16 protein-coding genes are annotated in these 21,813 nt (G+C 71.0%); 8 read left to right on the top strand and 8 right to left on the bottom strand.

The window, feature by feature from the left end:
- Positions 1 to 3 precede the first annotated feature (3 nt).
- The 6 genes from LPC08_RS15615 to LPC08_RS15590 all read left to right on the top strand — a co-directional run bounded on the left by LPC08_RS15615 (position 4) and on the right by LPC08_RS15590 (position 9,714).
- Entirely contained in the window at positions 4 to 2,571 is a 2,568-nt protein-coding gene (locus LPC08_RS15615; RefSeq protein WP_230449157.1) for a branched-chain amino acid ABC transporter ATP-binding protein/permease, read from the top strand.
- On the top strand, positions 2,568 to 3,512 hold the full coding sequence (locus LPC08_RS15610) for a 3-hydroxyacyl-CoA dehydrogenase (RefSeq protein ID WP_230449156.1): 945 nt from the start codon (positions 2,568 to 2,570) through the stop codon (positions 3,510 to 3,512). Before LPC08_RS15615 ends, LPC08_RS15610 begins: the two co-directional genes overlap by 4 nt.
- Before the next feature lie 2 nt (positions 3,513 to 3,514).
- Positions 3,515 to 4,444 (top strand): 3,5-dioxohexanoate:acetyl-CoA acetone transferase, encoded by a 930-nt coding sequence (kce, locus tag LPC08_RS15605; RefSeq protein ID WP_230449155.1) that lies wholly within the window; start codon positions 3,515 to 3,517, stop codon positions 4,442 to 4,444.
- A gap of 480 nt (positions 4,445 to 4,924) precedes the next feature.
- Positions 4,925 to 6,871, top strand: coding sequence for a PrkA family serine protein kinase (locus tag LPC08_RS15600; protein ID WP_230449154.1), 1,947 nt, complete (start codon positions 4,925 to 4,927; stop codon positions 6,869 to 6,871).
- 9 nt (positions 6,872 to 6,880) lie between these two features.
- Complete coding sequence (locus tag LPC08_RS15595; protein WP_230449153.1) at positions 6,881 to 8,185, top strand: YeaH/YhbH family protein; 1,305 nt, start codon at positions 6,881 to 6,883, stop codon at positions 8,183 to 8,185.
- Entirely contained in the window at positions 8,182 to 9,714 is a 1,533-nt protein-coding gene (locus tag LPC08_RS15590) for a SpoVR family protein (RefSeq protein ID WP_230449152.1), read from the top strand. The genes LPC08_RS15595 and LPC08_RS15590 overlap by 4 nt, the downstream gene beginning before the upstream one ends.
- Before the next feature lie 378 nt (positions 9,715 to 10,092).
- Here the strand turns inward: LPC08_RS15590 and LPC08_RS15585 are convergent, their stop codons facing one another.
- The 5 genes from LPC08_RS15585 to LPC08_RS15565 all read right to left on the bottom strand — a co-directional run bounded on the left by LPC08_RS15585 (position 10,093) and on the right by LPC08_RS15565 (position 17,014).
- Positions 10,093 to 11,409 carry an MFS transporter gene (locus tag LPC08_RS15585; protein WP_230449151.1) on the bottom strand — a complete coding sequence of 439 codons (1,317 nt, stop codon included), beginning with the start codon at positions 11,407 to 11,409 and terminating at the stop codon, positions 10,093 to 10,095.
- A 320-nt stretch (positions 11,410 to 11,729) separates the two neighbouring features.
- Positions 11,730 to 13,313 (bottom strand): ABC transporter substrate-binding protein, encoded by a 1,584-nt coding sequence (locus LPC08_RS15580; RefSeq protein ID WP_230449150.1) that lies wholly within the window; start codon positions 13,311 to 13,313, stop codon positions 11,730 to 11,732.
- A gap of 378 nt (positions 13,314 to 13,691) precedes the next feature.
- On the bottom strand, positions 13,692 to 15,908 hold the full coding sequence (gene ligA / locus LPC08_RS15575; protein ID WP_230449149.1) for an NAD-dependent DNA ligase LigA: 2,217 nt from the start codon (positions 15,906 to 15,908) through the stop codon (positions 13,692 to 13,694).
- Between the two features lie 63 nt (positions 15,909 to 15,971).
- Positions 15,972 to 16,505, bottom strand: a complete 534-nt coding sequence (locus LPC08_RS15570; protein ID WP_230449148.1) for a peroxiredoxin — start codon at positions 16,503 to 16,505, stop codon at positions 15,972 to 15,974.
- 77 nt (positions 16,506 to 16,582) lie between these two features.
- Positions 16,583 to 17,014 (bottom strand): organic hydroperoxide resistance protein, encoded by a 432-nt coding sequence (locus tag LPC08_RS15565; protein ID WP_230449147.1) that lies wholly within the window; start codon positions 17,012 to 17,014, stop codon positions 16,583 to 16,585.
- 119 nt (positions 17,015 to 17,133) lie between these two features.
- Between LPC08_RS15565 and LPC08_RS15560 the strand changes: the two genes are divergently transcribed.
- On the top strand, positions 17,134 to 17,589 hold the full coding sequence (locus LPC08_RS15560; protein ID WP_230449146.1) for a MarR family winged helix-turn-helix transcriptional regulator: 456 nt from the start codon (positions 17,134 to 17,136) through the stop codon (positions 17,587 to 17,589).
- 50 nt (positions 17,590 to 17,639) lie between these two features.
- Positions 17,640 to 18,356 carry an endonuclease V gene (locus LPC08_RS15555; protein WP_230449145.1) on the top strand — a complete coding sequence of 239 codons (717 nt, stop codon included), beginning with the start codon at positions 17,640 to 17,642 and terminating at the stop codon, positions 18,354 to 18,356.
- Between the two features lie 131 nt (positions 18,357 to 18,487).
- On the opposite strand, the gene LPC08_RS15550 is transcribed toward LPC08_RS15555, so the two are convergent.
- The 3 genes from LPC08_RS15550 to LPC08_RS15540 all read right to left on the bottom strand — a co-directional run bounded on the left by LPC08_RS15550 (position 18,488) and on the right by LPC08_RS15540 (position 21,697).
- Entirely contained in the window at positions 18,488 to 18,781 is a 294-nt protein-coding gene (locus LPC08_RS15550) for a hypothetical protein (RefSeq protein WP_230449144.1), read from the bottom strand.
- 121 nt (positions 18,782 to 18,902) lie between these two features.
- Positions 18,903 to 21,308 (bottom strand): endopeptidase La, encoded by a 2,406-nt coding sequence (gene lon / locus LPC08_RS15545; RefSeq protein WP_230449143.1) that lies wholly within the window; start codon positions 21,306 to 21,308, stop codon positions 18,903 to 18,905.
- On the bottom strand, positions 21,308 to 21,697 hold the full coding sequence (locus LPC08_RS15540; RefSeq protein ID WP_230449142.1) for an Hsp20/alpha crystallin family protein: 390 nt from the start codon (positions 21,695 to 21,697) through the stop codon (positions 21,308 to 21,310). Before LPC08_RS15540 ends, lon begins: the two co-directional genes overlap by 1 nt.
- Positions 21,698 to 21,813 lie beyond the last annotated feature (116 nt).

Genomic DNA, 21,813 nt, shown 5'->3' with positions numbered 1-21,813 from the left:
CCCGTGCCGCTGGACACCTCTTCCCCCCCGTCGCCCGGCGAGGCGCTGCGCCGTCCCGGCGCGCTGCGCCCGGTGCAGCCGCTGCTGGTCGCGCTCGGCGCGCTGCTGCTGCTGCCTCTACTGCTGGACGCGCTGGGGCTGACGCTGACCACCGCCACCGACGTGGTCATCATGGCGATCGCCGTGATGGGGCTGAACATCCTGGTCGGCTGGACGGGCCTCGTCTCCTTCGGCCACGGCGCCTGGTTCGGCATCGGCGCCTATGCCGCGGCCCTGCTGCAGCGCCATGTCCTGCCGGGCGGCATGGTGCTGCCGCTGCTGGGCGCCCTGCTGATCGTCGCCGCCGCCTCGCTGGTGGCGGGCGCGCTGATCCTGCGGCGGCGCGGCGTGTACTTCTCGCTGCTGACGCTGGCCTTCACCGCCATGCTCTTCGCCATCGCCTTCCGCTGGACGGACCTCACCGGCGGCGAGAACGGGCTGGGCGGCGTGGCACGCTGGGCGGTGCTGGACGATCCGCGGTTCTTCTACGGCGTCGTCGCCGCCATCGCCTTCGCCGTGGTGGCGGGGCTGTGGCGGCTGCACCGCTCGCCCTTCGGCACCACGCTGGTGGCGATCCGGGAGAACGAGCAGCGCGCCGGCTTCCTCGGCTACGACACCAACCGCTACAAGCTGCTGGCCTTCGTGGTCTCGGCCACCGTCACCGGCCTCGCGGGGGCGCTGGGCGTGTTCAACCACCGCTTCGCCTCGGCCGACCCCATCACCATCGCCTTCTCCGGCGAGCTGCTGGCGATGGTGGTGATCGGCGGCATGCGCTCCTTCCTCGGCCCGGCGCTGGGCGCGCTGTTCTACATCCTGTTCCGCGAGTTCCTGTCCATGTGGACGTCGAACTGGCTGCTGATCTTCGGTTTGCTCTTCGTCGGCTTCATCGTCTTCTCGCCCGACGGGCTGGTGGGGGTGGCGCGGCGCGTGCTGGCACCCTTCCGCCCGAAGCCGCCGGCCGAGGGAGCCGCCATGGCCGCGCGCCGGACCGGGGCCAGCGGCCGCATCCCGTCGCGCTTCATCCGCGAGGGCACGGCGGCGGGGCCGGTGCTGGCGGCGGAGGCCATGCGCAAGAGCTTCGGCGGCGTGAAGGCGGTGCGCGGCGTCTCCTTCGCCGTGGAGGACCGGCGGCTGCATGCGCTGATCGGGCCGAACGGCGCGGGCAAGACCACCGCCTTCAACCTGCTCTCCGGCATGTTCCCGCTGGACGAGGGGCGGGTGACGCTGGACGGGCAGCGGGTGGACGGGATGGAGGCGCACGCCATCACCCGGGCCGGGCTGGGCCGCAGCTTCCAGATCACCAACCTCTTCGCGGGGCTGTCGGTGGAGGAGAATATCCGCCTGGCCGTGCAGGCGCGGCACCCGCACCGCTTCGCCCTGTTCCGCGACGCCCATGCCATCCCGGAGCTGCGCGCCGACACGGCGGAGCTGCTGCGCTGGACCGGCCTCGCGGGCGTGGAGCAGGCGGAGGCGGGCAGCCTCTCCTATGGCGGGCAACGCCTGCTCGACATGGGGCTGGCGCTGGCGACGCGGCCGCGCATCCTGCTGCTGGACGAGCCGCTGGCCGGCCTCGCCGCCGCCGAGCGCGAGCGGGTGGGCGACCTCATCAAGACCCTGTCCGCCGACATCCCCGTGCTGCTGGTGGAACACGACATCGACCGCGTCTTCCGCCTCGCCGACCGGGTGACGGTGATGGCGGACGGGCAGGTGCTGGTGGATGGCAGCGTCGCCGACGCGCGCGACGATGCGGGGGTGCAGGCGGTCTACCTCGGCTCCGGCGCCTCCGCCGTCGCCGCAAAGCCGCGCGCCAGCGCCGCAGTGGACCGCGACCTGCTGGTGATGGAGAAGGTCAACACCTTCTACGGCAAGTCGCACATCCTGAACGACGTGACCCTGGCCGTGCGGCAGGGCGAGATCGTCGCGCTGCTGGGGCGCAACGGCGCGGGCAAGTCCACCCTGCTCAAGACGCTGATCGGCACGGCCCGCCCCGCCTCCGGGCGGATCGCCCTGGGCGGGGACGAGATCGCCGGCCTGCCGCCCGACCAGGTGGCCCGCCGCGGGGTGGGCTTCGTGCCCCAGGGGCGGGGCCTCTTCGCCGGGATGACGGTGGCCGAGAATCTCGGCCTGGGCCGGCTGAAGCGGATCACCGGCGCCGGGGTGCACTGGGAGGAGGAGCGTATCCTGCAGTTCTTCCCCCGGTTGCGGGAGCGCTGGAACGTCGCGGCCGACCGCCTCTCCGGCGGCGAGCAGCAGATGGTGGCCGTCGCCCGGGCCCTGTCCGGCGACACGCGGCTGCTGCTGCTGGACGAGCCCTTCGAGGGCCTCTCGCCGGCCGTGACCGAGGAGCTGTTCGAGACCTTCGACCTGCTGCGGCGGGAGGTGTCCATCATCATCGTGGACCACCACCTCGACCTCGCCCTGGCGCTGTCGGACAGGACCGTCGCGCTGGAGCGCGGCGCGGTGCAGTGGACGGGCGAGTCCCGCCTGCTGCGCGAGGATGAGGAGCTGCGTCGGAAGGTGCTGTGGCTGTGAGCGAGACCGTTGCCATCGTCGGGTCCGGGCTGATCGGCCGGGCCTGGGCCGCCATCTTCGCGCGGGCCGGCTGGACCGTGCGCCTGTGGGACCCCGCCGAGGGGGTGGCGGGGAAGGCCGTGGGCCTCTGCGCCCAGGGGCTGCGCGACCTCGCGGAGCAGGGGCTCTGCGACGACCCGGAGGGCGCCGCCCGCCGGATCGCCGCCGTCGCCACGCTGGAGGAGGCGCTGGCCGGCGTGGATTTCGTGCAGGAGAACGGACCGGAGACGCTGGAGGTCAAGCGCGACCTCTTCGCCCGGATGGATGCGGCGGCGCCCCCCGGGGCGATCCTGGCCTCCTCCTCCTCGGCGATCCGGGTCTCGCTCTTCGCCGGGGCGCTGCCGGGGCGGGCGCGCTGCCTGATCGGGCATCCCGTCAACCCGCCACACCTGATCCCGCTGGTGGAGCTGTCGGGGGCCGAGTGGACGGCGCCGGAGACCATCGCCCGGGCGCGCGCGGTCTACGAGGCGATCGGGCAGGTGCCTGTCACCGTGCTGAAGGAGGTGGAGGGGTTCATCCTCAACCGCCTCCAGGGCGCGCTGCTGGCCGAGGCCTTCCGGCTGGTGGCGGAGGGCTACGTCACGCCGCAGGACCTGGACCGGACCGTGGCGGACGGGCTCGGCCTGCGCTGGAGCTTCATGGGGCCGTTCGAGACGATCGAGCTGAACGCGCCCGGCGGCATCCCGGACTACTGCGCCCGCTACACGGGGTTCTATAAGCGCCTTGCCGCCGCGCCGGCGGCGCCCGAGGTCTATGGCGAGGCGGCGGTCCGGGCCATCCTGTCGCAGTGGCGGGCCGCCCCCGACCTGCCGGCGAAGATGGCCTGGCGCGACCGGCGCCTCGCGGCGCTGCGGGCGCACAAGGTCCAGCAAGAGCGGGCGCAACAGGAGAAGGACGTTTGAGCATGGCGAGCAAGCGCAAGGTCATCATCACCTGCGCGGTGACGGGGGCGATCCACACGCCGTCCATGTCCCCACACCTGCCCGTCACGCCGGAGGAGATCGCCGACGCTGCCATCGGCGCGGCGGAGGCCGGGGCGGCCATCGTTCATCTGCACGCCCGCGACCCGCGGGACGGGCGGCCCGACCAGTCGCCCGAGGCCTTCGCCAAGTTCCTGCCGGTCATCAAGCAGCGATCCGACGTGGTGGTGAACCTGACCACGGGCGGCGCGCCCACCATGACGATCCAGGAGCGCGTGCGCCCCGCCGCGACCTTCAAGCCGGAGGTGGCGTCGCTGAACCTCGGCTCGATGAACTTCGGCCTGTTCGGGATGCTCGACCGCTTCAAGGAGCTGAAGCACCCCTGGGAGCGGGAGTACCTCGCCAACAAGGACATCATCTTCCGCAACAGCTTCGGCGACATCGAGCACATCCTGACCACCTGCGCCGGGAACGACACGCGCTTCGAGTTCGAGTGCTACGACACGGCGCACCTCTACAATCTGAAGTACTTCTTCGACCGCGGGCTGGTGAAGGCGCCGCTGTTCATCCAGACCGTCTTCGGCCTCCAGGGCGGCATCGGGGCGCATCCGGACGACGTGATGCACATGAAGCGCACCGCGGACCGGCTGTTCGGCGACCAGTACAAGTGGTCCGTCCTCGGCGCCGGGCGGAACCAGCTCCCCATCGCGGCCATGTCGGCGGCCATGGGCGGCAATGTCCGCGTCGGGCTGGAGGACAGCCTCTGGGCCGGTCCCGGCCGGCTGGCCGAGACCAATGCGGAGCAGGTGCGCTCCGCCCGCCAGATCATCGAGGGGCTGGGGCTGGAGGTCGCGACGCCGGACGAGGCGCGGGAGATCCTGTCGCTCAAGGGCGGGGACAAGGTCGAGTTCTGACCCGGGGGCGCCGGCCGGGGCAGACCGGCCGGCGCCGCCCATCGCCCGCCGGCGCCAGGACCTGGCCGGGCGCGGCCCCGGCATTGCGTCCGGGTGCGGGATCCACCCGATTCGGGGTCGCCCCAACTTCATGAGGGACCGTGTCGCCGGAGGCACGGCAGACGCAGTATTGCGCCGTTTGGCCCGAAACTTGCCTTCCATTCCCTGCGGGCTTCGTTGGACGCAAGGGTGTTGCGCCGCGCCATGGCGCGCACGATCCTGCGAGCCAACATCACCGAATGTATCGAGGTTCCCGTAATCAAAGGAATTCCGTGCAGCCCCGGGGTGTGTAGGCTACAGTCCCAGAGGTCGCCGAGGATGAGGGAAGCAGATGGAGCCGGGAGGATCGTAAGTATTGCGCCCCGGATCGCTCATGGGTGCGACGCTTACATTTGACCGGGTTTGCGCCGACATCACCGGCTCTTTCGGAGAGCATGCTGGATGGATCGACCGGACGACGTCTTCGAGCTGCATGCGAGCCTTCACGACCGCACACGCGAAGTGGAGATGAGCCTCGCCGAGTATCTGGAAGCGTGCCGCGACGACCCGCAATGCTATGCCAGCCCGGCGGAGCGCATGCTCCGCGCGATCGGCGAGCCGGAGGTGATCGACACCTCCCGTGATCCGCGGCTGGGGCGGATCTTCATGAACCGCACCGTCCGCATCTATCCCGCCTTCTCCGAGTTCCACGGCATGGAGGAGACGATCGAGCGGATCGTCGGCTTCTTCCGCCACGCGGCGCAGGGGCTGGAGGAGCGCAAGCAGGTGCTCTACCTGCTGGGGCCGGTCGGGGGCGGCAAGTCGTCGCTGAGCGAGCGGCTGAAGGCGTTGATGGAGCGCGAGCCGATCTTCGTGCTCAAGGCGGGCAAGGACCTCAGCCCCGTCTTCGAGAGTCCGCTCGGCCTCTTCGATCCGGAGACGATGGGGGAGGCGTTGCAGGGGCGCTACGGCATCCCCCGCCGCGTGCTGACCGGCATCGCCAGCCCCTGGGCGCTGAAGCGGCTCGCCGAGTTCGACGGCGACATCTCCCGCTTCCGGGTGGTGAAGCTCTACCCCTCCCGCCGCCGCCAGATCGCCGTCGCCAAGACGGAGCCGGGCGACGACAACAACCAGGACATCTCCGCCCTGGTCGGCAAGGTCGATATCCGCAAGCTGGAGATGTACAGCCAGAACGACCCGGACGCCTACAGCTTCTCCGGCGGGCTGAACCGCGCGAACCAGGGCATCCTCGAATTCGTCGAGATGTTCAAGGCGCCGATCAAGATGCTGCATCCGCTGCTGACGGCGACGCAGGAGGGCAACTACCTCGGTACCGAGAACATCGGCGCCATCCCCTTCCAGGGCATCCTGCTGGCCCATTCCAACGAGGCGGAGTGGCAGTCCTTCCGCAACAACCGCACCAACGAGGCCTTCCTCGACCGCGTCAGCGTCATCAAGGTTCCCTACTGCCTGCGCGTGACGGAGGAGCGGAAGATCTACGAGAAGCTGCTCTCCGGCTCGGCCCTGGCCGATGCGCCCTGCGCGCCGCACACGCTGGAGATGCTGGCGCGCTTCGCCGTGCTGTCGCGCCTGAAGCCGCACGCCAACTCGCGGCCCTTCGCCAAGATGCGGGTCTATGACGGGGAGAACATCCGCGAGACCGATCCCAAGGTGAAGACCATGCAGGAGTACCGCGACGCGGCCGGCGTGGACGAGGGGATGGACGGCATCTCCACCCGCTTCGCCTACAAGGTGCTCTCGGCGACCTTCAACCACTCGCCCAGCGAGGTGGCGGCCGACCCGGTCCACCTGATGTACGTGCTGGAGCAGGCGATCCGGCGCGAGCAGTTCCCGCCGGAGACGGAGGCTGCCTACCTCACCAGCATCAAGAGCGAGCTGGCGACGCGCTACGCGGAGTTCATCGGCAACGAGATCCAGAAGGCCTATCTGGAAAGCTACGGCGACTACGGCCAGAACCTGTTCGACCGCTACCTCGACTATGCCGATGCCTGGATCGAGGACCAGGACTTCAAGGACCCCGACACGGGGCAGATGCTGAACCGCGAGCTGCTGAACGCGGAGCTGACCAAGATCGAGAAGCCCGCGGGCATCGCCAACCCCAAGGACTTCCGCAACGAGGTGGTGAAGTTCGCCCTCCGCACCCGGGCGGCGAATGGCGGGAAGAATCCCTCCTGGACCAGCTACGAGAAGATCCGGGAGGTGATCGAGAAGCGCATGTTCAGCCAGGTCGAGGACCTGCTGCCGGTCATCAGCTTCGGCTCCAAGAAGGACAACGAGACGGAGCGCAAGCACAACGAGTTCGTCGCCCGCATGGTCGCCCGCGGCTATACGGAACGGCAGGTGCGGCGGCTCGTCGAGTGGTACATGCGGGTGAAGCAGTCGGCCTGAGGACGCCCCTTGGACATCATCGACCGAAGACCGAACCCGCACGGCAAGAACCTCGAGAACCGGCAGCGCGTCATCGCCCGCGCCCGTGCCGCCGTCACCCAGGCGACGCGGGACGCGGTGGCGAAGGGCACGCTGCGCGAGGTCGGGCGCGACCAGGCGGTCACCATCCCCGCCGACGCGCTGAACGAGCCGAGCTTCCACACCGTCTTCACCGAGGGAAAGCGCCACTTCGTCCTGTCCGGCAACCGCGAGTTCTCGGTGGGCGACCGGATCAACCGGCCGCCCGGCGGCGGTGGCGGCGGGTCCGGCAGCGGCGACGGCCAGGGGAGCGGCAGCGGCGAGGAGGGCTTCCGCTTCGTCCTGACGCGGGAGGAGTTCCTCGACTTGTTCTTCGACGACCTGGAGCTGCCGGACTTGGTGAAGGGCCAGGTCATGTCCACGGAGATCAGCGCGCCGATCCGCACGGGCATCAGCGTGGACGGCACGCCGTCGCAGATCGACATGGCGCGCACGATGCGCCAGTCCATGGCCCGCCGCATCGGCCTTCGCCGCCCCAAGAGCGAGGAGGTGCTGGCGCTGGAGCTGGAGATCGCGGCGCTGGAGCAGGCGGGCGAGGAGCCGGAGCGGCTGCGCCTCCTGCGGCTGGAGCTGGAGCAGGCGATGCGCCGCATGGCCCGCGTTCCCTGGGTCGATCCGGTCGACCTGCGCTACCGCCGCTTCACCCAGCTTCCGAAGCCGTCGCCGCGCGCGGTGATGTTCTGCCTCATGGACGTCTCCGGCTCCATGTCCGAGACGATGAAGGACCTGGCCAAGCGCTTCTTCCTGCTGCTGCACGTCTTCCTGGAGCGGCGGTACAAGCGCGTGGAGCTGGTCTTCATCCGCCACACGGAAACCGCGGAGGAGGTGGACGAGAACACCTTCTTCACCGACCCGCGCACCGGCGGCACCGTCGTCTCCACCGCGCTCGCCGAGATGGCGCGCATCCAGAAGGAGCGCTACCCGGAGGACAGCTGGAACATCTACGCCGCCCAGGCCTCGGACGGAGACAACTCGCTCAGCGACACGCAGCAGGCGGTGTCGATGCTGGAGAAGGACATCCTGCCGCTGGTCCAGCACTTCGCCTATATCGAGGTCTCCGCCTCGGCGGCGATGATCCGGGGCGAGACGGACCTCTGGCGCGGCTACGAGCCTCTGTCGCGACGCGCGCCGAAGCTGGCGATGAGCCGGGTGGGCGACAAGCGCGACATCTTCCCCGTCTTCCGCCAGCTCTTCGGCCGCAAGCCGGCCGCCGCCGCGGGGGCCGCCCCGGCATGAGCGACGGGCTGATCTACCAGGGCACGGACTGGGATTTCGGCACGCTCCGCCGCAGCTACGACGCGATCGAGGAGATCGCGGCGAAGGAGCTGGGGCTGGAGGTCTATCCCAACCGGATCGAGGTCATCACCGCCGAGCAGATGCTCGACGTCTACGCCGCGCACGGCATGCCGATCACCTACCGGCACTGGTCCTACGGCAAGCGCTTCCTGCAGAACGAGACCAGCTACCGGCGCGGGCACATGTCCCTCGCCTATGAGGTGGTCATCAACTCCAACCCCTGCATCAGCTACCTGATGGAGGAGAACACGGCGACGATGCAGGCGCTGGTGATCGCCCACGCCGCCTTCGGCCACAACCACTTCTTCCGCAACAACCACCTGTTCCAGCAATGGACGGATGCCGCCTCCATCCTCGACTACCTGGAATTCGCCCGCCGCTACATCGCCGCCTGCGAGGATCGGCACGGCGTCGTCGCGGTGGAGCGGGTGCTGGACGCGGCCCATGCCCTCTCGCGCCACGGCGTTCACCGGCACGGCGGCGCGCGGCCGCTGAACCTCAAGACCGACCAGAAGCGCGAGCGCGAGCGGCGCGAATACGACGAGCGCATGTTCGACGACCTGTGGCGCACCTTGCCCACCGCGAAGACGGACACCGGCCCGGACCAGGTGGCGGAGCGGCGGCGCCGGCTGGGGCTGCCGGAGGAGAACCTGCTCTACTTCATCGAGAAGGTCTCGCCGCGCCTGCGCTCCTGGGAGCGCGAGATCGTGCGGATCGTGCGCCAGATCGCACAGTACTTCTACCCGCAGATCCAGGCCAAGCTGATGAACGAGGGCTGCGCCACCTGGGTCCACCAGCGCATCATGACGCGGCTGCACGAGACGGGGCGGATCGACGACGCCGCCTTCCTGGAGGTGCTGCACTCCACCAGCAACGTCATCCTCCAGCCCGGCTTCGACGAGCCGGGGGGCGGGCCGGCCTTCAACCCCTATGCGCTCGGCTACGCCATGATGAACGACATCGAGCGGCTCTGCACCGATCCGACGGAGGAGGACCGGAGCTGGTTCCCCGACATCGCCGGCAATGGCGACCCGGTCGGCACGCTGCGCCACGCCTGGGCCAACTACCGTGACGAGAGCTTCGTGCTGCAGTTCCTGTCCCCCGCTGTCATGCGGCGCTTCCGCATGTTCCGGCTGCTGGACGACACCTCGGACACCGCCCTGGTGGTGGATGCGATCCATGACGATGCGGGCTACCGCGCCATCCGCCGCAGCCTGGCCCAGACCTACGACCCGTCGGAGGCCGATGCGGACGTGCAGGTGGTGGATGTGGACCTCTCCGGCGACCGCCGGCTGATGCTGGAGCACCGCACCCGCCCCGGGCAGCGGTTGGCCCGCAAGGATGCCGAAGCCACGCTGCGCTACGTCGCAGCCCTCTGGGGCTACGAGGTGCGGTTGCAGGAGATCGACGCGGAGACTGGAACGGTCCTGGGCAGCCACAGCGCCGGACCCGCCGCCGCCGCGGCATGATGCGTTGACGCCTGCCGGGTGGTGCCCGTGTCCCGGGGGCAAGGCTCTGCCTCGCCCCCGTACCCCCACTCCGCCAGGACCCTGCGGGCCCTGGACCCGATCAGCGCTGCCGCGGGACAGCTTTCGACGGGGTCGTGGCGCCGAGGAGCTTGGCTCCTCGGCGAGCACGGCCTCCGCACTCGCTGACGCCCTCTGAAGCTACTTCGGAGTCCCGCCTGTCCGCGCGCCGTCAGGGTTCAGCCCGGAGGCTGACGCCCACCGGAAGCACCAGATTCCCAGCGGGGACCGGGGCCCGCTTGTGGCCCCGGCAGGGGAGGGTCTGGGAGGGGACGGCGTCCCCTCCCGGTCCGTCGTTGAACCGCCAACCGCGCCTGGACGTCAGCGCGCGGGGATTCCTGCCACCATCCGTGGCCGCGCCACGCGGCGGAGTCGGTCGGCGGCGACGGTGGCGATGCCCACCAGGGTCACGCCTGCCACGTAGTGGGCCGGCCCCATGCGGTCCACCGCCAGCAGGGCGGAGACGACCATCGGCGTCACGCCGCCGAAGATGGCGTAGGCGACGTTGTAGGAGAAGGACATGCCGGTGAAGCGGATCGCCGCCGGGAAGGAGCGCACGATCACGTAGGGCGTCACGCTGATGACGCCGACGAACAGCCCGGCCAGGGCGTGCAGCGGCAGCAGCAGGGCGGGGTTGGCGGCGGTGCCGATATAGAGCGCGTAGGTGCTGGCGATCAGCCCCAGGCCGCCCAGCACCATCACGGGCAGCGGACCGAAGCGGTCGATCGCCACCCCGGCCAGCGGCGCGGACAGGCTCAGCACCAGGGTCGCGGCGACGCTTGCCATCAGCGTATCGGCCGCCGGGATGCCGTGCAGCTTCTGCATCAGGGTGGGCGTCATCAGGATGACCACCACGATGGCCGCGGTCAGCATCCAGGTGATCAGCATGGAGATCACGGTGCCGCGGCCGTGGCGGTGCAGCACCTCCTTCAGCGGCATCTCGCTGGTTTCGGCGCGGGCGCGGATCGCTTCGAAGACGGGTGTCTCCTGCAGCCAGCGGCGCAGGATCATGGCGATGAAGCCCGCGATGCCGCCGACGACGAAGGGAATGCGCCAGGCCCAGCTGGCGATCTCGGCGGGGGTGTAGATCAGGTTGATGGCGGTCGCCATGATCGAGCCGAGCAGGATGCCGGCGATCAGCCCACCCGCCAGCAGGCCGCAGGCGAAGCCGACATGCCGGTCGGGCACGTGCTCGGACACGAAGACCCAGGCGCCCGGCGCCTCGCCGCCGATGGCCGCGCCCTGTAGCAGGCGCAGCGCCAGCAGCATGACGGGGGCGGCATAGCCGGCCGTCGCATAGGTGGGGATGACGCCCATCAGCAGCGTCGGCACGGCCATCAGGAAGACCGAGAGGGTGAACATGCGCTTGCGGCCGAACAGGTCGCCGAAATGCGCCATGACGATGCCACCCAGCGGACGGGCGAGGTAGCCCGCGGCGAAGATGCCGAAGGCCTGTGTCTGCTGCAGCCAGTCCGGCATGCCGGGCGGAAAGAAGAGGTGCGCGATGACGGAAGTGAAGAAGACGAAGATGATGAAGTCATAGAATTCGAGCGCCCCGCCCAGCGAGGCGAGGGCCAGGGTGCGCGCGTCCTGACGGGTCAGCGGGCGATGGGCGTCGGGATCGGCGCGTGTGGTCATGGTGGTCCAGCTTCCTGCACGGGGTGCCCCCTATGCAGTTCCTTTCTCCATGGGGGCCGGCTGCGACAGATTGCATCGCGACCCCTCGGCCACCAGCCGGCGCTTCTCATCCCAGCCTTGTGCACAGGACGTGGCAATCCGGCGCAGGTCTTGTGCATGACGCAAGACCATGTGCCTTGTCATTGGGCATACGGCATCAACGCCCCTGCTGCGGCGGATCAGCGGAATGCGATCGGCGGATGCCGGGGCGCGCGGCAGCCTGCGGGGCCGTGCTGATCGATCCCGCCCTGCTGCTTGCCGATCTCGCCGCCTGCGAGGCTCTAGGCGGGCTTCCTGACGTCCCAGAAGACGGGCATCGGCGCCGAGACGATGCCGTCCATCCCGTTGCGCCAGGCATGCTTGTTGAGGAACAGGCCGGTCGGCACGAACACCACGTCCTCCATCGCATGCGCGTTGATGCGCTGCGCGATCGCCTTCTCCGCCTCCAGGTCCGGCGCATCGAACCAGTCGCGGATGTCCTCCTCGACGCGCGCGCTGTCAGGCCAGCCGAACCATGCCCTGTCCCCATTCGCGCGAAGCCCGAAATACGCGGCGGGATTGATGCAATCGATCCCCGAATGGGTGGCCGAGAAGGCGCTCCAGCCTCCCTGCGATACGGGGCCCTTGTTGCCGCGCCGGACCTGGATGGTGGCGAAGTCCGTGGCGACCAGCTCGACATTGAAGCCCAGCTGCCGGAACAGCTCGGCCGAGACGTCGCTGGCGGCACGCATGTTGTGGATGTCCTGGGCCGACAGCAGGACCAGGGGCTCGCCCTTGTAGCCGGCATCGACGATCGCCTTCCGTGCGGCCGCGAGGTCGCGCGGCCGCTTCAGGAGGTCGGACCCCGCCTCGGTGTAGAGCGGGGTGTCGGGGGTGAAGAAGCTCATCATGCGCTTGCGCATGGCGGGGTCGTCGCCCGCGATGGAGATCGTGTAGTCGTCCTGGTCGATGGCCATGAGCAGGGCGCGGCGCAGGGCGGGGTTGTCGAAGGGCGGTTGCTTGTGATTGAGCCGGATGGCCGTCACGGTCCCCAAGGGATTGGAAATCCCCGTCCGCACCGCGCGGTTGCCGGCCAGCAGCGGCAGGAGATCCGGCTGCGGGCTTTCGACCCAGTCGACCTCGCCCGTCATGAGCGCGTTCGCGGCGGTCGCGGCGTCCGGCAGGACGCGCCATTCGATGCGGTCGAAATGGATGCGCTTTCCCCCCGCCATCCACGATCCCGGCTCGTCGCGCGGAACGTAGTCGGCGAAGCGCTCGAAGGCCGCGCCGGAGCCGATGACCCACTCGTCCTTCACGAAGCGCATCGGACCGCTGCCGACGAACTCGGTGATCATCTTGAAGGGGTCGGTCTGGGCGACCCGTTCGGGGAAGACGAAGGTGCAGGGCGTGTTCGACTTGGCCAGGGCGAACAGCATCTTCGGGAAGGGCCGCTTCAGGGTCCAGCGGAAGGTGCGGTCGTCGAGCGCGGCCAGGCTGTCCTGGATCGATGCGATGCGTTGCCCCATGGTATCGCGCACGGCCCAGCGCTTGAGGCTGGCGACGGCGTCCTGCGCGCGGACCGGGGCGCCGTCATGGAACCGCAGGCCGGGGCGCAAGGTGAAGGTCCAGCGCAGGCCGTCCGGCGAGACCTCCTCATGCCCGACCATCTGGCGCTGCGGACGCATCTCGCTGTCGACGCCGTAGAGCGTGTCCCAGACGAGAAGTCCCGCGTTGCGCACGACGAAATTGCTGGACCACACGGGATCCATGTTGGAGAGGTCGCTCTGCGGGACGAAGCGCAGCACGCGCGAGGCTGGATAGGTCGCTGCCCTCGACGCCTTGCCCTGCAGCATGGCGGCGGCTGCGGCCGCCGTTCCGGCAAGCATGCTTCTACGCTTCATCAACACCGTCCCCGATCGCACCTTGGACAAGGCCGCAGGCCTGCCGCCATCCTGAGTCGGAGAGCCGGTCTCGACCAGCCGGAAAGCGCTCGCTCCGTGGCCACGGATGTCCCCGCGCTTCCGGCTGGAGGCGAGTTGTTGTGCAGGTTGCACTCGCGGGTGCAAGGCCGCGGCCGTCACCGGGAAGCCCCGGGCTTCGGCCACGAGGTGTCGCGTCCGGTCGCCTCATCCCGGACTCGGCACACGACGTCCCGACCGGCTGGCGAATCCGCCCCTGCCGCACGGCCGAACAGCGTGCGCTTCCCGCGAAGCCGATGTCGGGCTTCAGTCTCCCGGCGCACGTCCGCGGGGACGTGAAGCGGTTCAGGCGTCGAAGCCGGCCATCTCCCGCCAGTCCGCCTCGCTCAGCACGCGCAGCCCCAGCTCCGCCGCCTTGGTCGCCTTGGAGCCGGCATCGGTGCCGACCACCACGAAATCCGTCTTCTTCGACACGCTCTTCACCACCTTGGCGCCCAGCACCTCGGCGCGCGCCTCCGCCTCCTGCCGCGTCATGGTCTCCAGGCTGCCGGTGAAGACGACGGATTTCCCGGACAGCACGCCCTCCGCCACCGCCTCGGCCGGCTCGGGCGTCACCTCCGTCAGCAGGTCGTCGAGCGCGTCGAGGTTGCGCGGCTCGGCGAAGAACTCCACCAGCTCCTGCGCGATGGCGGGGCCGATGCCCTGGATGCTGCCCAGCGCCTCCCGCGCCTCGGAGCCGACGACTCGCGCGGCCAGCATCGCCTCCCGCCACGCCTCCACCGTGTGGTAATGGCGCGCCAGCAGCTTGGCGTTCTGCTCGCCGATGCGGCGGATGCCCAGCGCGAAGAGGAAGCGCTCCAGACTCGGCCTCCGACGCGCCTCGATCGCCTTCAGCAGGTTCTCCACCTTGCGCGAGGCGCCGCCCTTGGTCTTGGCGCCCCAGCCGGGCCAGGCGCGCATCGCCTCCGCCTTCGGGGCCAGGCGGAACAGGTCGGCCGGCGTCGCGACCAGCCCCTCGCGGTGCAGCTGCTCGACGTTCTCGATGCCCAGGCCGTCGATGTCCATCGCGTTGCGGGCGGCGAAGTGGATCAGCCGCTCCACCTGCTGCGCTGGGCAGATCAGCCCGCCGGTGCAGCGCCGCACCACCTCGCCCTCCGGCCGCACCGCGTGGCTGCCGCAGGCGGGGCAATGGGTCGGCGGCACCCAGGGCACGCCCCGGCCGGGGCGGTCGGGATCGACCACGCACAGGATCTGCGGGATCACGTCGCCCGCGCGTTGCAGCTCCACCGTGTCGCCCACGCGCACGTCCTTGCGGGCGATCTCGTCCTCGTTGTGCAGGGTCGCGTGGCGGACCAGGACGCCGCCGACGCCGACCGGCTCCATCACCGCGCGCGGGGTCAGGGCCCCGGTGCGGCCGACCTGGATCTCGATGGCGAGCAGCCTGGTCGTCGCGACCTCGGCCGGGAACTTCCAGGCGATGGCCCAGCGCGGCGCGCGGCCGACGAAGCCCAGCCGGGCCTGCCAGTCCAGCCGGTCCAGCTTGTAGACGACGCCGTCGATGTCATAGGCGAGGCCGGAGCGCTCCCGCCCCATCTCCGCCTGGAACCCCGCCGCCGCCGCCTCGTCCGGCAGCAGGCGGGAGAGCGGGTTCACCTGGAAGCCCCAGTCGCGGAGGCGTTGCAGATAGCCGGAATGGGTCTCCGCCACCGGCTCGCTCGACTCGCCCTGGGCATAGGCGAAGAGGCGCAGCGGCCGCTTTGCCGTCACCGCCGGGTCGAGCTGGCGCAGGGAGCCGGCGGCGGCGTTGCGCGGGTTGACGGGCACGCGGATCGCCTCGCCCACGCGCTCGCCCGCCTCGCGCCGGCGCTCGCGCTCCTCGAACAGCCGGGTCTGCTCGGCATGGAAGGCGAGGAACTCCGCCTTGGTCATGAAGACCTCGCCGCGGATCTCGATCCGGGCGGGGTAGGGGGCGGGGAGGGTTTGCGGCAGCTCGTCCAGGGTGAGCAGGTTGCGGGTGATGTCCTCCCCCACCGTGCCGTCGCCGCGCGTGGCGCCGCGCACGAAGCGCCCCGCCTCGTAGAGCAGGTTCACCGAGAGCCCGTCGATCTTGGGCTCCGCCACGAAGCGCAGCACCTCCTCGGCCGGCAGGCCCAGGAAGCGGCGGATTCGGGCGGCGAACTCGGCGAAGTCTTCCGCGCCGAAGGCGTTGTCCAGCGACAGCATCGGCGTGAAGTGGCGGGACTTGGCGAAGCCGGCGGCGGGCGGGGCGCCGGGGGCCGCCTCGGTCGGGCTGTCGCCGCGCTTCAGCTCGGGGAAGCGTGCCTCGATGGCGGCGTTGCGGCGGCGCAGCGCATCATAGGCCGCGTCCGTCATCACCGGCGCGTCGTGCTGGTGATAGGCGATGTCGGCGGCGGCGATCTCCCCGGCCAGGGCAGCCAGCTCGGCGGCCGCCTCCTCCTCGGTCAGGCTGGCCGGGTCGGCGGCGCGGAGGTGGTCGGCGCGGACGGCCTCGCCGGTGATGGCGGGCTCGTCGGCGGAGGGAGTCTCTGGCGGGCGACGCATGGGCCGAGGCTTAGCCGGGCCGGGCGCGGGCGCGCCAGGGGGGCGGCGGCGCCGGCTTCCGTCTCAGCGGCCCTCGCCGCGCAGATGCGCCAGCATCGTCTCTGCGTCGGAGACGGTCAGGCTGACGCCTTCCGGACTGTCGCGGATGCCGGGCTCGGCGAAGAACGCCGTGATGGCGCCGTCCTCCACCAGCATCGCGTAGCGCCAGCTCCGCATCGCCATGCCCTGCTGCGAGCGGTCGACGAGCATGCCCATGCGCCGCGTGAAGTCGGCATTGCCGTCGGGCAGCATGAAAACCTTCTCGATGTTCCGGCTCCGCGCCCACTGGAACATCACGAAGGCGTCGTTCACCGCAAGGCAGATCACCTGGTCGATGCCCAGGTCGCGGAAGTCGTCGTGGTGCCGCTCGTAGCCCGGCAGGTAGCTGTCCGAGCAGGCGGGGGTGAAGGCGCCGGGCAGGGTGAAGAGCACGATCCGCCGGCCGCCGAAGACCTCCTGGCTGGTGAGGCGCTTCCACGCATAGGGGTTGGGGCCGCCCAGCGCGTCGTCCCGGACGCGGGTGTGGAAGACGGTGTCGGGGACACGGTTCGGGCTCATCGGCTCGGCTCGGTCCGGCGTGGTCTGAGGGTGGGGCGCCGCGCGGGGAAGGCCCGGCGCGGCGTCCCTGGCCGTGCTCAGGCGCGGGTGGTCGTCTGGACGTCCACGCTGGCCTTGATGGCGTTGGAGTAGGGGCAGATGCCGTGGGTCGTCTCGACCAGCTTGCGCGCCTCCTCCTCCGCCAGCCCGGGCAGATAGACGTCGAGCGCGGCGGTGATGCCGAAGCCGCCCTCCGAGCGCGGGCCGATGCCAATGGTGGCGGTCACCGTCGTGCCCTCGGGGACCTTGATCTTGGTCTGGTTCGACGCGACCCGCATGGCGCCCAGGAAGCAGGCGGAATAGCCGAGGGCGAACAGCTTTTCCGGATTGGCGCCATCGCCGCCGGGGCCGCCCAGCTCCTTCGGCACGGTCAGTTGCAGGGACATGGTGCCATCGGCCAGCGCGGTCTTGCCGTCGCGGCCGCCGCCGCTCGCCGTGGCCGTCGTCTTGTACTTCGCGTCAACCGGCATGATCAGTTCCTCACCTTCAGCCAACAATATCGTGCGCGATATTGTTGGGCACTATTTAGAAGACGGGCGCGGTGGTGTCAACGCTTGCGACACGGTCGCGTGCGACATATTTCCGGCCCATGCCCGAGCCTGATCCGCCCCCCGATCTCGACGCGATGCTGTGCTTCGCGATCCATTCCACGGGCTTCGCCTTCAACCGCCTGTATAGGCGCCCGTTGCAGCGCCTCGGTCTCACATACCCGCAGTACCTCGTGATGGTTGCGCTCTGGCGCGAGGACGGGGTGACGGTCGGGCGGTTGGGCGAGCAGCTTTCGCTCGACACCAGCACCCTGACCCCGCTGCTCAAGCGGCTGGAGGCGCTGGGTCTGCTCACGCGCCGGCGCTCGGAGGCGGATGAGCGGCGGGTGATCGTCAGCCTGACGGAGAGGGGGCAGAGGCTGCGGGAGGAGGCCGCGGCGGTGACGCGCTGCGTCGCCGAGGGCACCGGCCTGCCCCTGGACCGGCTGGTGCGGCTGACGCGGGATATCCGCGACCTGCGCACCCGGCTCGAACGCGCGGCCGCCGAAGGAGCCTGATGCGGCCGGCCGCGCCGCCACGGCGTTTCCCGGACATGGAGGCGACCGTCATGACCGACCCCCCGCGCGACTGGCTGCAACCCGCCACCCTGGCTGAGGCCACGGTCGCCCAGCGCGAGATCGCGGAGCGGGTGGTGGCGGAGGACCGCCCGCTCTCCGGCGCCCCGCCGGGCCTGGTCGCGGGCGTGGACTGCTCCGGCGCCCCGCGCGGCGGGCCGGACCGGGTGCGGGCGCTGGCCGTGCTGCTCCGGCCCCCCGCCGGCGGCCGCCCCGTCGCGCACGGGCTGGCGGCGGGCGTGCCCGCCTTCCCCTACGTCCCCGGCTTCCTGGGCTTCCGCGAGGTGCCCTTCGTGCTGGAGGCCCTGTCCCGCCTGCCGCAGCCGCCGGACCTGGTCTTCGTGGACGGGCATGGCATCAGCCACCCGCGCGGCTGCGGCATCGCGGCGCATCTGGGCGTGCTGATCGACCGGCCGACCATCGGGGTGGCCAAGTCGATCCTGGTCGGCCGTCCGGAGGGCGAGCTGGGCGAGGCGCCCGGCAGCACGGTGCCGCTGGTCTGGAAGGGGCGCCGGATCGCGACCGTGCTGCGGACGAAGCGCGGGGTGCAGCCGGTCTACGTCTCGGTCGGGCACCGGGTCTCGGAGGAGGGCGCGGTGCGGCACGTGCTGGACTGGCTGGCTGGCTACCGCCTGCCGGAGCCCACGCGCTGGGCGGACAAGGTGGCCGGCGAGGCCCGCCGGGCCGGCGCCGAGCCGTCGTTGCTGTAGCCCGTGAGGGTGGCAGGGGCCCGGCGCCTGCCGGGCCGGGGGCAGCGACGGTCAAAGGCGTACCGCGATGGCAGCGCCTGTGCCCGGCGCCATCCCGCACCGGGCTCCCGCTCTGGACGAGGCGCGCCGCCTCAGCGACCCAGCACGCGGGCCCGGGCAGCCTCCTCCTGCATCCGGTTGGCAGCGTCGATGTCTTCCTGCTGACGCCGGGTCTGGTCCTGCATCTGCTGGAAGCGCCGCTGGGCCATGTAGTCATCCGTGGCGCGGCTGCCGGCGGCCGTGTTCATGCACTGCGCCATCGCCATGGAGCCCGGTGCGAAGCCGGCGGCGGCACAGCGCTGGGCGTCGTGCTGCATGGGATCGCCCGGGCCCGCGCAGCCCCCCAGTACGGCAGAGAGGCCCAGGAGGGCGGACAGAAGGCGCATCGGGCGATTCCGGACCTGACGCGCAACGATACGTTCGCATCCGGGGCGGGACAAGCGCGGGGGCTGCCCCGGCCGGAGGGGCGGGGCCGGGAGGAAGGCTGCGCCTTCCTCCCAGATCGCCCTAGCCCACCGCCTCCAGCTCCCGCGCCTCCACCCCCGGCAGGGCGGCGGCGAGGGCGTCCTCCACCGTCTCCAGCCAGACGAAGCGCAGCTTCTCGCGCGCGCTGGCCGGGATGTCGTCGAAGTCGCGGCGGTTGCGGGCGGGCAGCATCACCGTGGTGATGCCGGCGCGCGCCGCCGCCACGACCTTCTCGCGGATGCCGCCCACCGGCAGCACCAGCCCGCGCAGGCTGATCTCGCCGGTCATGGCGATGGCCGGATCGACCGCGCGCCCCAGCATCAGCGAGGACAGCGCCAGGAACATCGCCACCCCGGCGGAAGGCCCGTCCTTCGGCGTCGCCCCGGCCGGGACGTGGACGTGGATGTCGCGCTTCTCGAACAGGGAGGGGTCGATCCCCATCGCCTCGGCGCGGCCCTTCACCAGGGACAGCGCCGCCTGGGCGCTCTCCTTCATCACGTCGCCGAGCTGGCCGGTGAGGATCAGCCGCCCGCTGCCGGGCATGCGGCTCGCCTCGATGAACAGGATGTCGCCGCCCACGGGCGTCCAGGCCAGGCCGGTCACCACGCCGGGGAGGGGGGCGCGCCCCGCCACCTCCGGATCGAAGCGCGCCGGGCCGAGGATGGCCGGCAGGTCGGCACGGTGGATGCGCAGCGGCGGCGTGGCGTCCTCGGCCAGGCGCACCGCGGCGTGGCGCATCACGCCGCCGATCTCCCGCTCCAGCGAGCGCACCCCCGCCTCCCGCGTGTAGTCCTCGATCACCGCCGGCAGCACGTCCGGGTCCAGCGCGACCTCCGCCTCGCCGATGCCGTTCTGCTTGAGCTGGCGGGGCAGGAGGTAGCGGCGGGCGATCGCCTCCTTCTCCTCGGCCGTGTAGCCGGAGAGGGCGACGATCTCCATGCGGTCGCGCAGCGGCCCCGGGATCGTGTCGAGCTGGTTGGCCGTCGCGATGAACAGCACCCGGCTGAGGTCGAAGGGCACGCCCAGATAGGCGTCGCGGAAGGTGCCGTTCTGCTCCGGGTCCAGCACCTCCAGCATCGCGGAGGCCGGGTCGCCCTGGAAGCCGCCGCCGCCGAGCTTGTCGATCTCGTCCAGCATCATCACGCAGTCCCGGGCGCCGGCGCGCCGGATGCCCTGGATGATGTTGCCCGGCAGCGCGCCGATATAGGTGCGCCGGTGCCCGCGGATCTCCGCCTCGTCGTGCACGCCGCCCAGGCTGACCCGGACGAAGGGCCGCCCCAGCGTGTGCGCGATGGACTGGCCGAGCGAGGTCTTGCCCACGCCCGGCGGGCCCACGAAGCACAGGATCGGGCCGCGCCCCTCCGGGTTGCGCCGCCGCACCGCCAGGAACTCCAGGATGCGGCGCTTCACCTTCTCCAGGCCGAAATGCTCGTCGTCGAGGATCTTCCGCGCCTCGGGGATGCTGATCTCCGGCGCGTCGCCCAACTGCCAGGGCAGCTCGGAGAGCCATTCCAGGTAGGTCCGCACCATGCCGGATTCCGGGCTGCCCTCGGGCATCCGCTCCAGCCGGCGCAGCTCGCGCCGCGCCTGCTTCTCCACCTCCTCGGGCAGCTTCGCCTTGTCGAGGGCGGCGCGCAGGTCGTCCAGCTCCGGGCCGCGCTCGTCGCCCTCGCCCAGCTCCTTCTGGATGGTCTTGAGCTGCTCGCGCAGCATGAACTCGCGCTGGCGGCCCTCCATGGTCTCGCGCGTCTGCCGGCCGATATCGGCCGAGAGGCGCAGCACCTGGAGCCGGTAGGCGAGCTGCCACAGCACGCGGTCCAGCCGCGCGCGGATGTCCAGCGTCTCCAGGATCTCCTGCTTCTGCGCCAGCGGCAGGTCCAGCAGCCCGGCCACCATGTCTGCCAGCACGCCCGGCTGGTCGATGGACTGGACGGAGGCCAGCAGCTCCTGCGGCACCTGGCCGATCAGGCGCAGCGCCTCCAGCGCCTGCTCGCGCAACTGGTGCATGCGGGCGTCCAGCTCCGGCCCGGCGCCGCCGGCGGGCTCGGCCAGGCGCTCCACCCGCACGGTCAGCGGATCGGTGCCGGTGCGCTCCAGCAGCCGGACGCGGCCGGTGCCCTGGACGATGGCGGTGTGGTTCTTCCCGTCGGGCGAGGTGACGTAGCGCAGCAGCCGCGCCTCCACCCCGATGGGGTACAGCTCCTCCAGCTCCGTGCCGCGCGCGGCCGGGTCGCGCTGGAGCACGACGGCGACGGGACGGCCCTGGCGCGCGGCCTCCTGCAGGCCGGCCAGGGGCTCGGGCCGCTCGGCGGCCAGGGGGACGACCATGCCGGGGAAGAGCACGGCCTCGCGCAGCGGGACGAGGATCAGCTCGTTGGGAGAGGTCTCGTTGATCACGGGGTCGTTGTCCGGGGTGCCGGTGCCGGCACCGCTATTCTGGATGTCCATCAGCCGAGCTTCCTCAGGATGACGGTGAGACAGCCCTCGGTGAGGTCGCGTCGGGCGAGTTCGTAGGTGCCGGCGGGCAACCGCACGCGGCGTTCGAAGCGGCCGTGCGGCAGCTCCAGCCGGTGGACCCGGGCATTGCGGAGGGCGGGCGGCAGGCGGCGGTGGCCTGCCACCACCAGCTCCCCGCCACCGATCACCAGCTCGACATCCGCGGCGCGGACGCCGGGCAGGGCGGCGACGAGGATCAGCTCCTGCGGGGTCTCCAGCAGGTCGACGGGCGGTTCCCAGCCGGCCTGGACGGGCTGGAAGAAGCTGCGGTGCAGCTGTTCGGTACGGGCGAGAAGCGCGAGGGCATCGGCCCACATGAGGTTCGTGGCATGGCGCGGCACGGGCGAAGTTCCTGAAGCGTCGCGGATTGGCGCTCCATGTCGGGTCGTCGCCGGCCCCGCCCGATACACAAGCCCGTGCGAGCCGCCCCGCGCCGGCCGCATGACGGAATTCCTAT

Source organism: Roseomonas sp. OT10, assembly GCF_020991085.1.
Classification (GTDB): domain Bacteria; phylum Pseudomonadota; class Alphaproteobacteria; order Acetobacterales; family Acetobacteraceae; genus Roseomonas; species Roseomonas cutis.
The sequence above is the reverse complement of the archived record's forward strand: the minus strand, read 5'-3'. Positions and strand labels throughout refer to the sequence as shown.

Bases quoted from the DNA above. Each gene is read 5' to 3' on its own strand.
- LPC08_RS15585 (WP_230449151.1), bottom strand. From the start codon at position 11,409: ATGACCACACGCGCCGATCCCGACGCCCATCGCCCGCTGACCCGTCAG.
- lon (WP_230449143.1), bottom strand. From the start codon at position 21,308: ATGGACATCCAGAATAGCGGTGCCGGCACCGGCACCCCGGACAACGAC.
- LPC08_RS15590 (WP_230449152.1), top strand. From the start codon at position 8,182: ATGAGCGACGGGCTGATCTACCAGGGCACGGACTGGGATTTCGGCACG.
- LPC08_RS15580 (WP_230449150.1), bottom strand. From the start codon at position 13,313: ATGCTTGCCGGAACGGCGGCCGCAGCCGCCGCCATGCTGCAGGGCAAG.
- kce (WP_230449155.1), top strand. From the start codon at position 3,515: ATGGCGAGCAAGCGCAAGGTCATCATCACCTGCGCGGTGACGGGGGCG.
- LPC08_RS15600 (WP_230449154.1), top strand. From the start codon at position 4,925: ATGGATCGACCGGACGACGTCTTCGAGCTGCATGCGAGCCTTCACGAC.
- LPC08_RS15555 (WP_230449145.1), top strand. From the start codon at position 17,640: ATGACCGACCCCCCGCGCGACTGGCTGCAACCCGCCACCCTGGCTGAG.
- ligA (WP_230449149.1), bottom strand. From the start codon at position 15,908: ATGCGTCGCCCGCCAGAGACTCCCTCCGCCGACGAGCCCGCCATCACC.
- LPC08_RS15560 (WP_230449146.1), top strand. From the start codon at position 17,134: ATGCCCGAGCCTGATCCGCCCCCCGATCTCGACGCGATGCTGTGCTTC.
- LPC08_RS15570 (WP_230449148.1), bottom strand. From the start codon at position 16,505: ATGAGCCCGAACCGTGTCCCCGACACCGTCTTCCACACCCGCGTCCGG.
- LPC08_RS15565 (WP_230449147.1), bottom strand. From the start codon at position 17,014: ATGCCGGTTGACGCGAAGTACAAGACGACGGCCACGGCGAGCGGCGGC.
- LPC08_RS15550 (WP_230449144.1), bottom strand. From the start codon at position 18,781: ATGCGCCTTCTGTCCGCCCTCCTGGGCCTCTCTGCCGTACTGGGGGGC.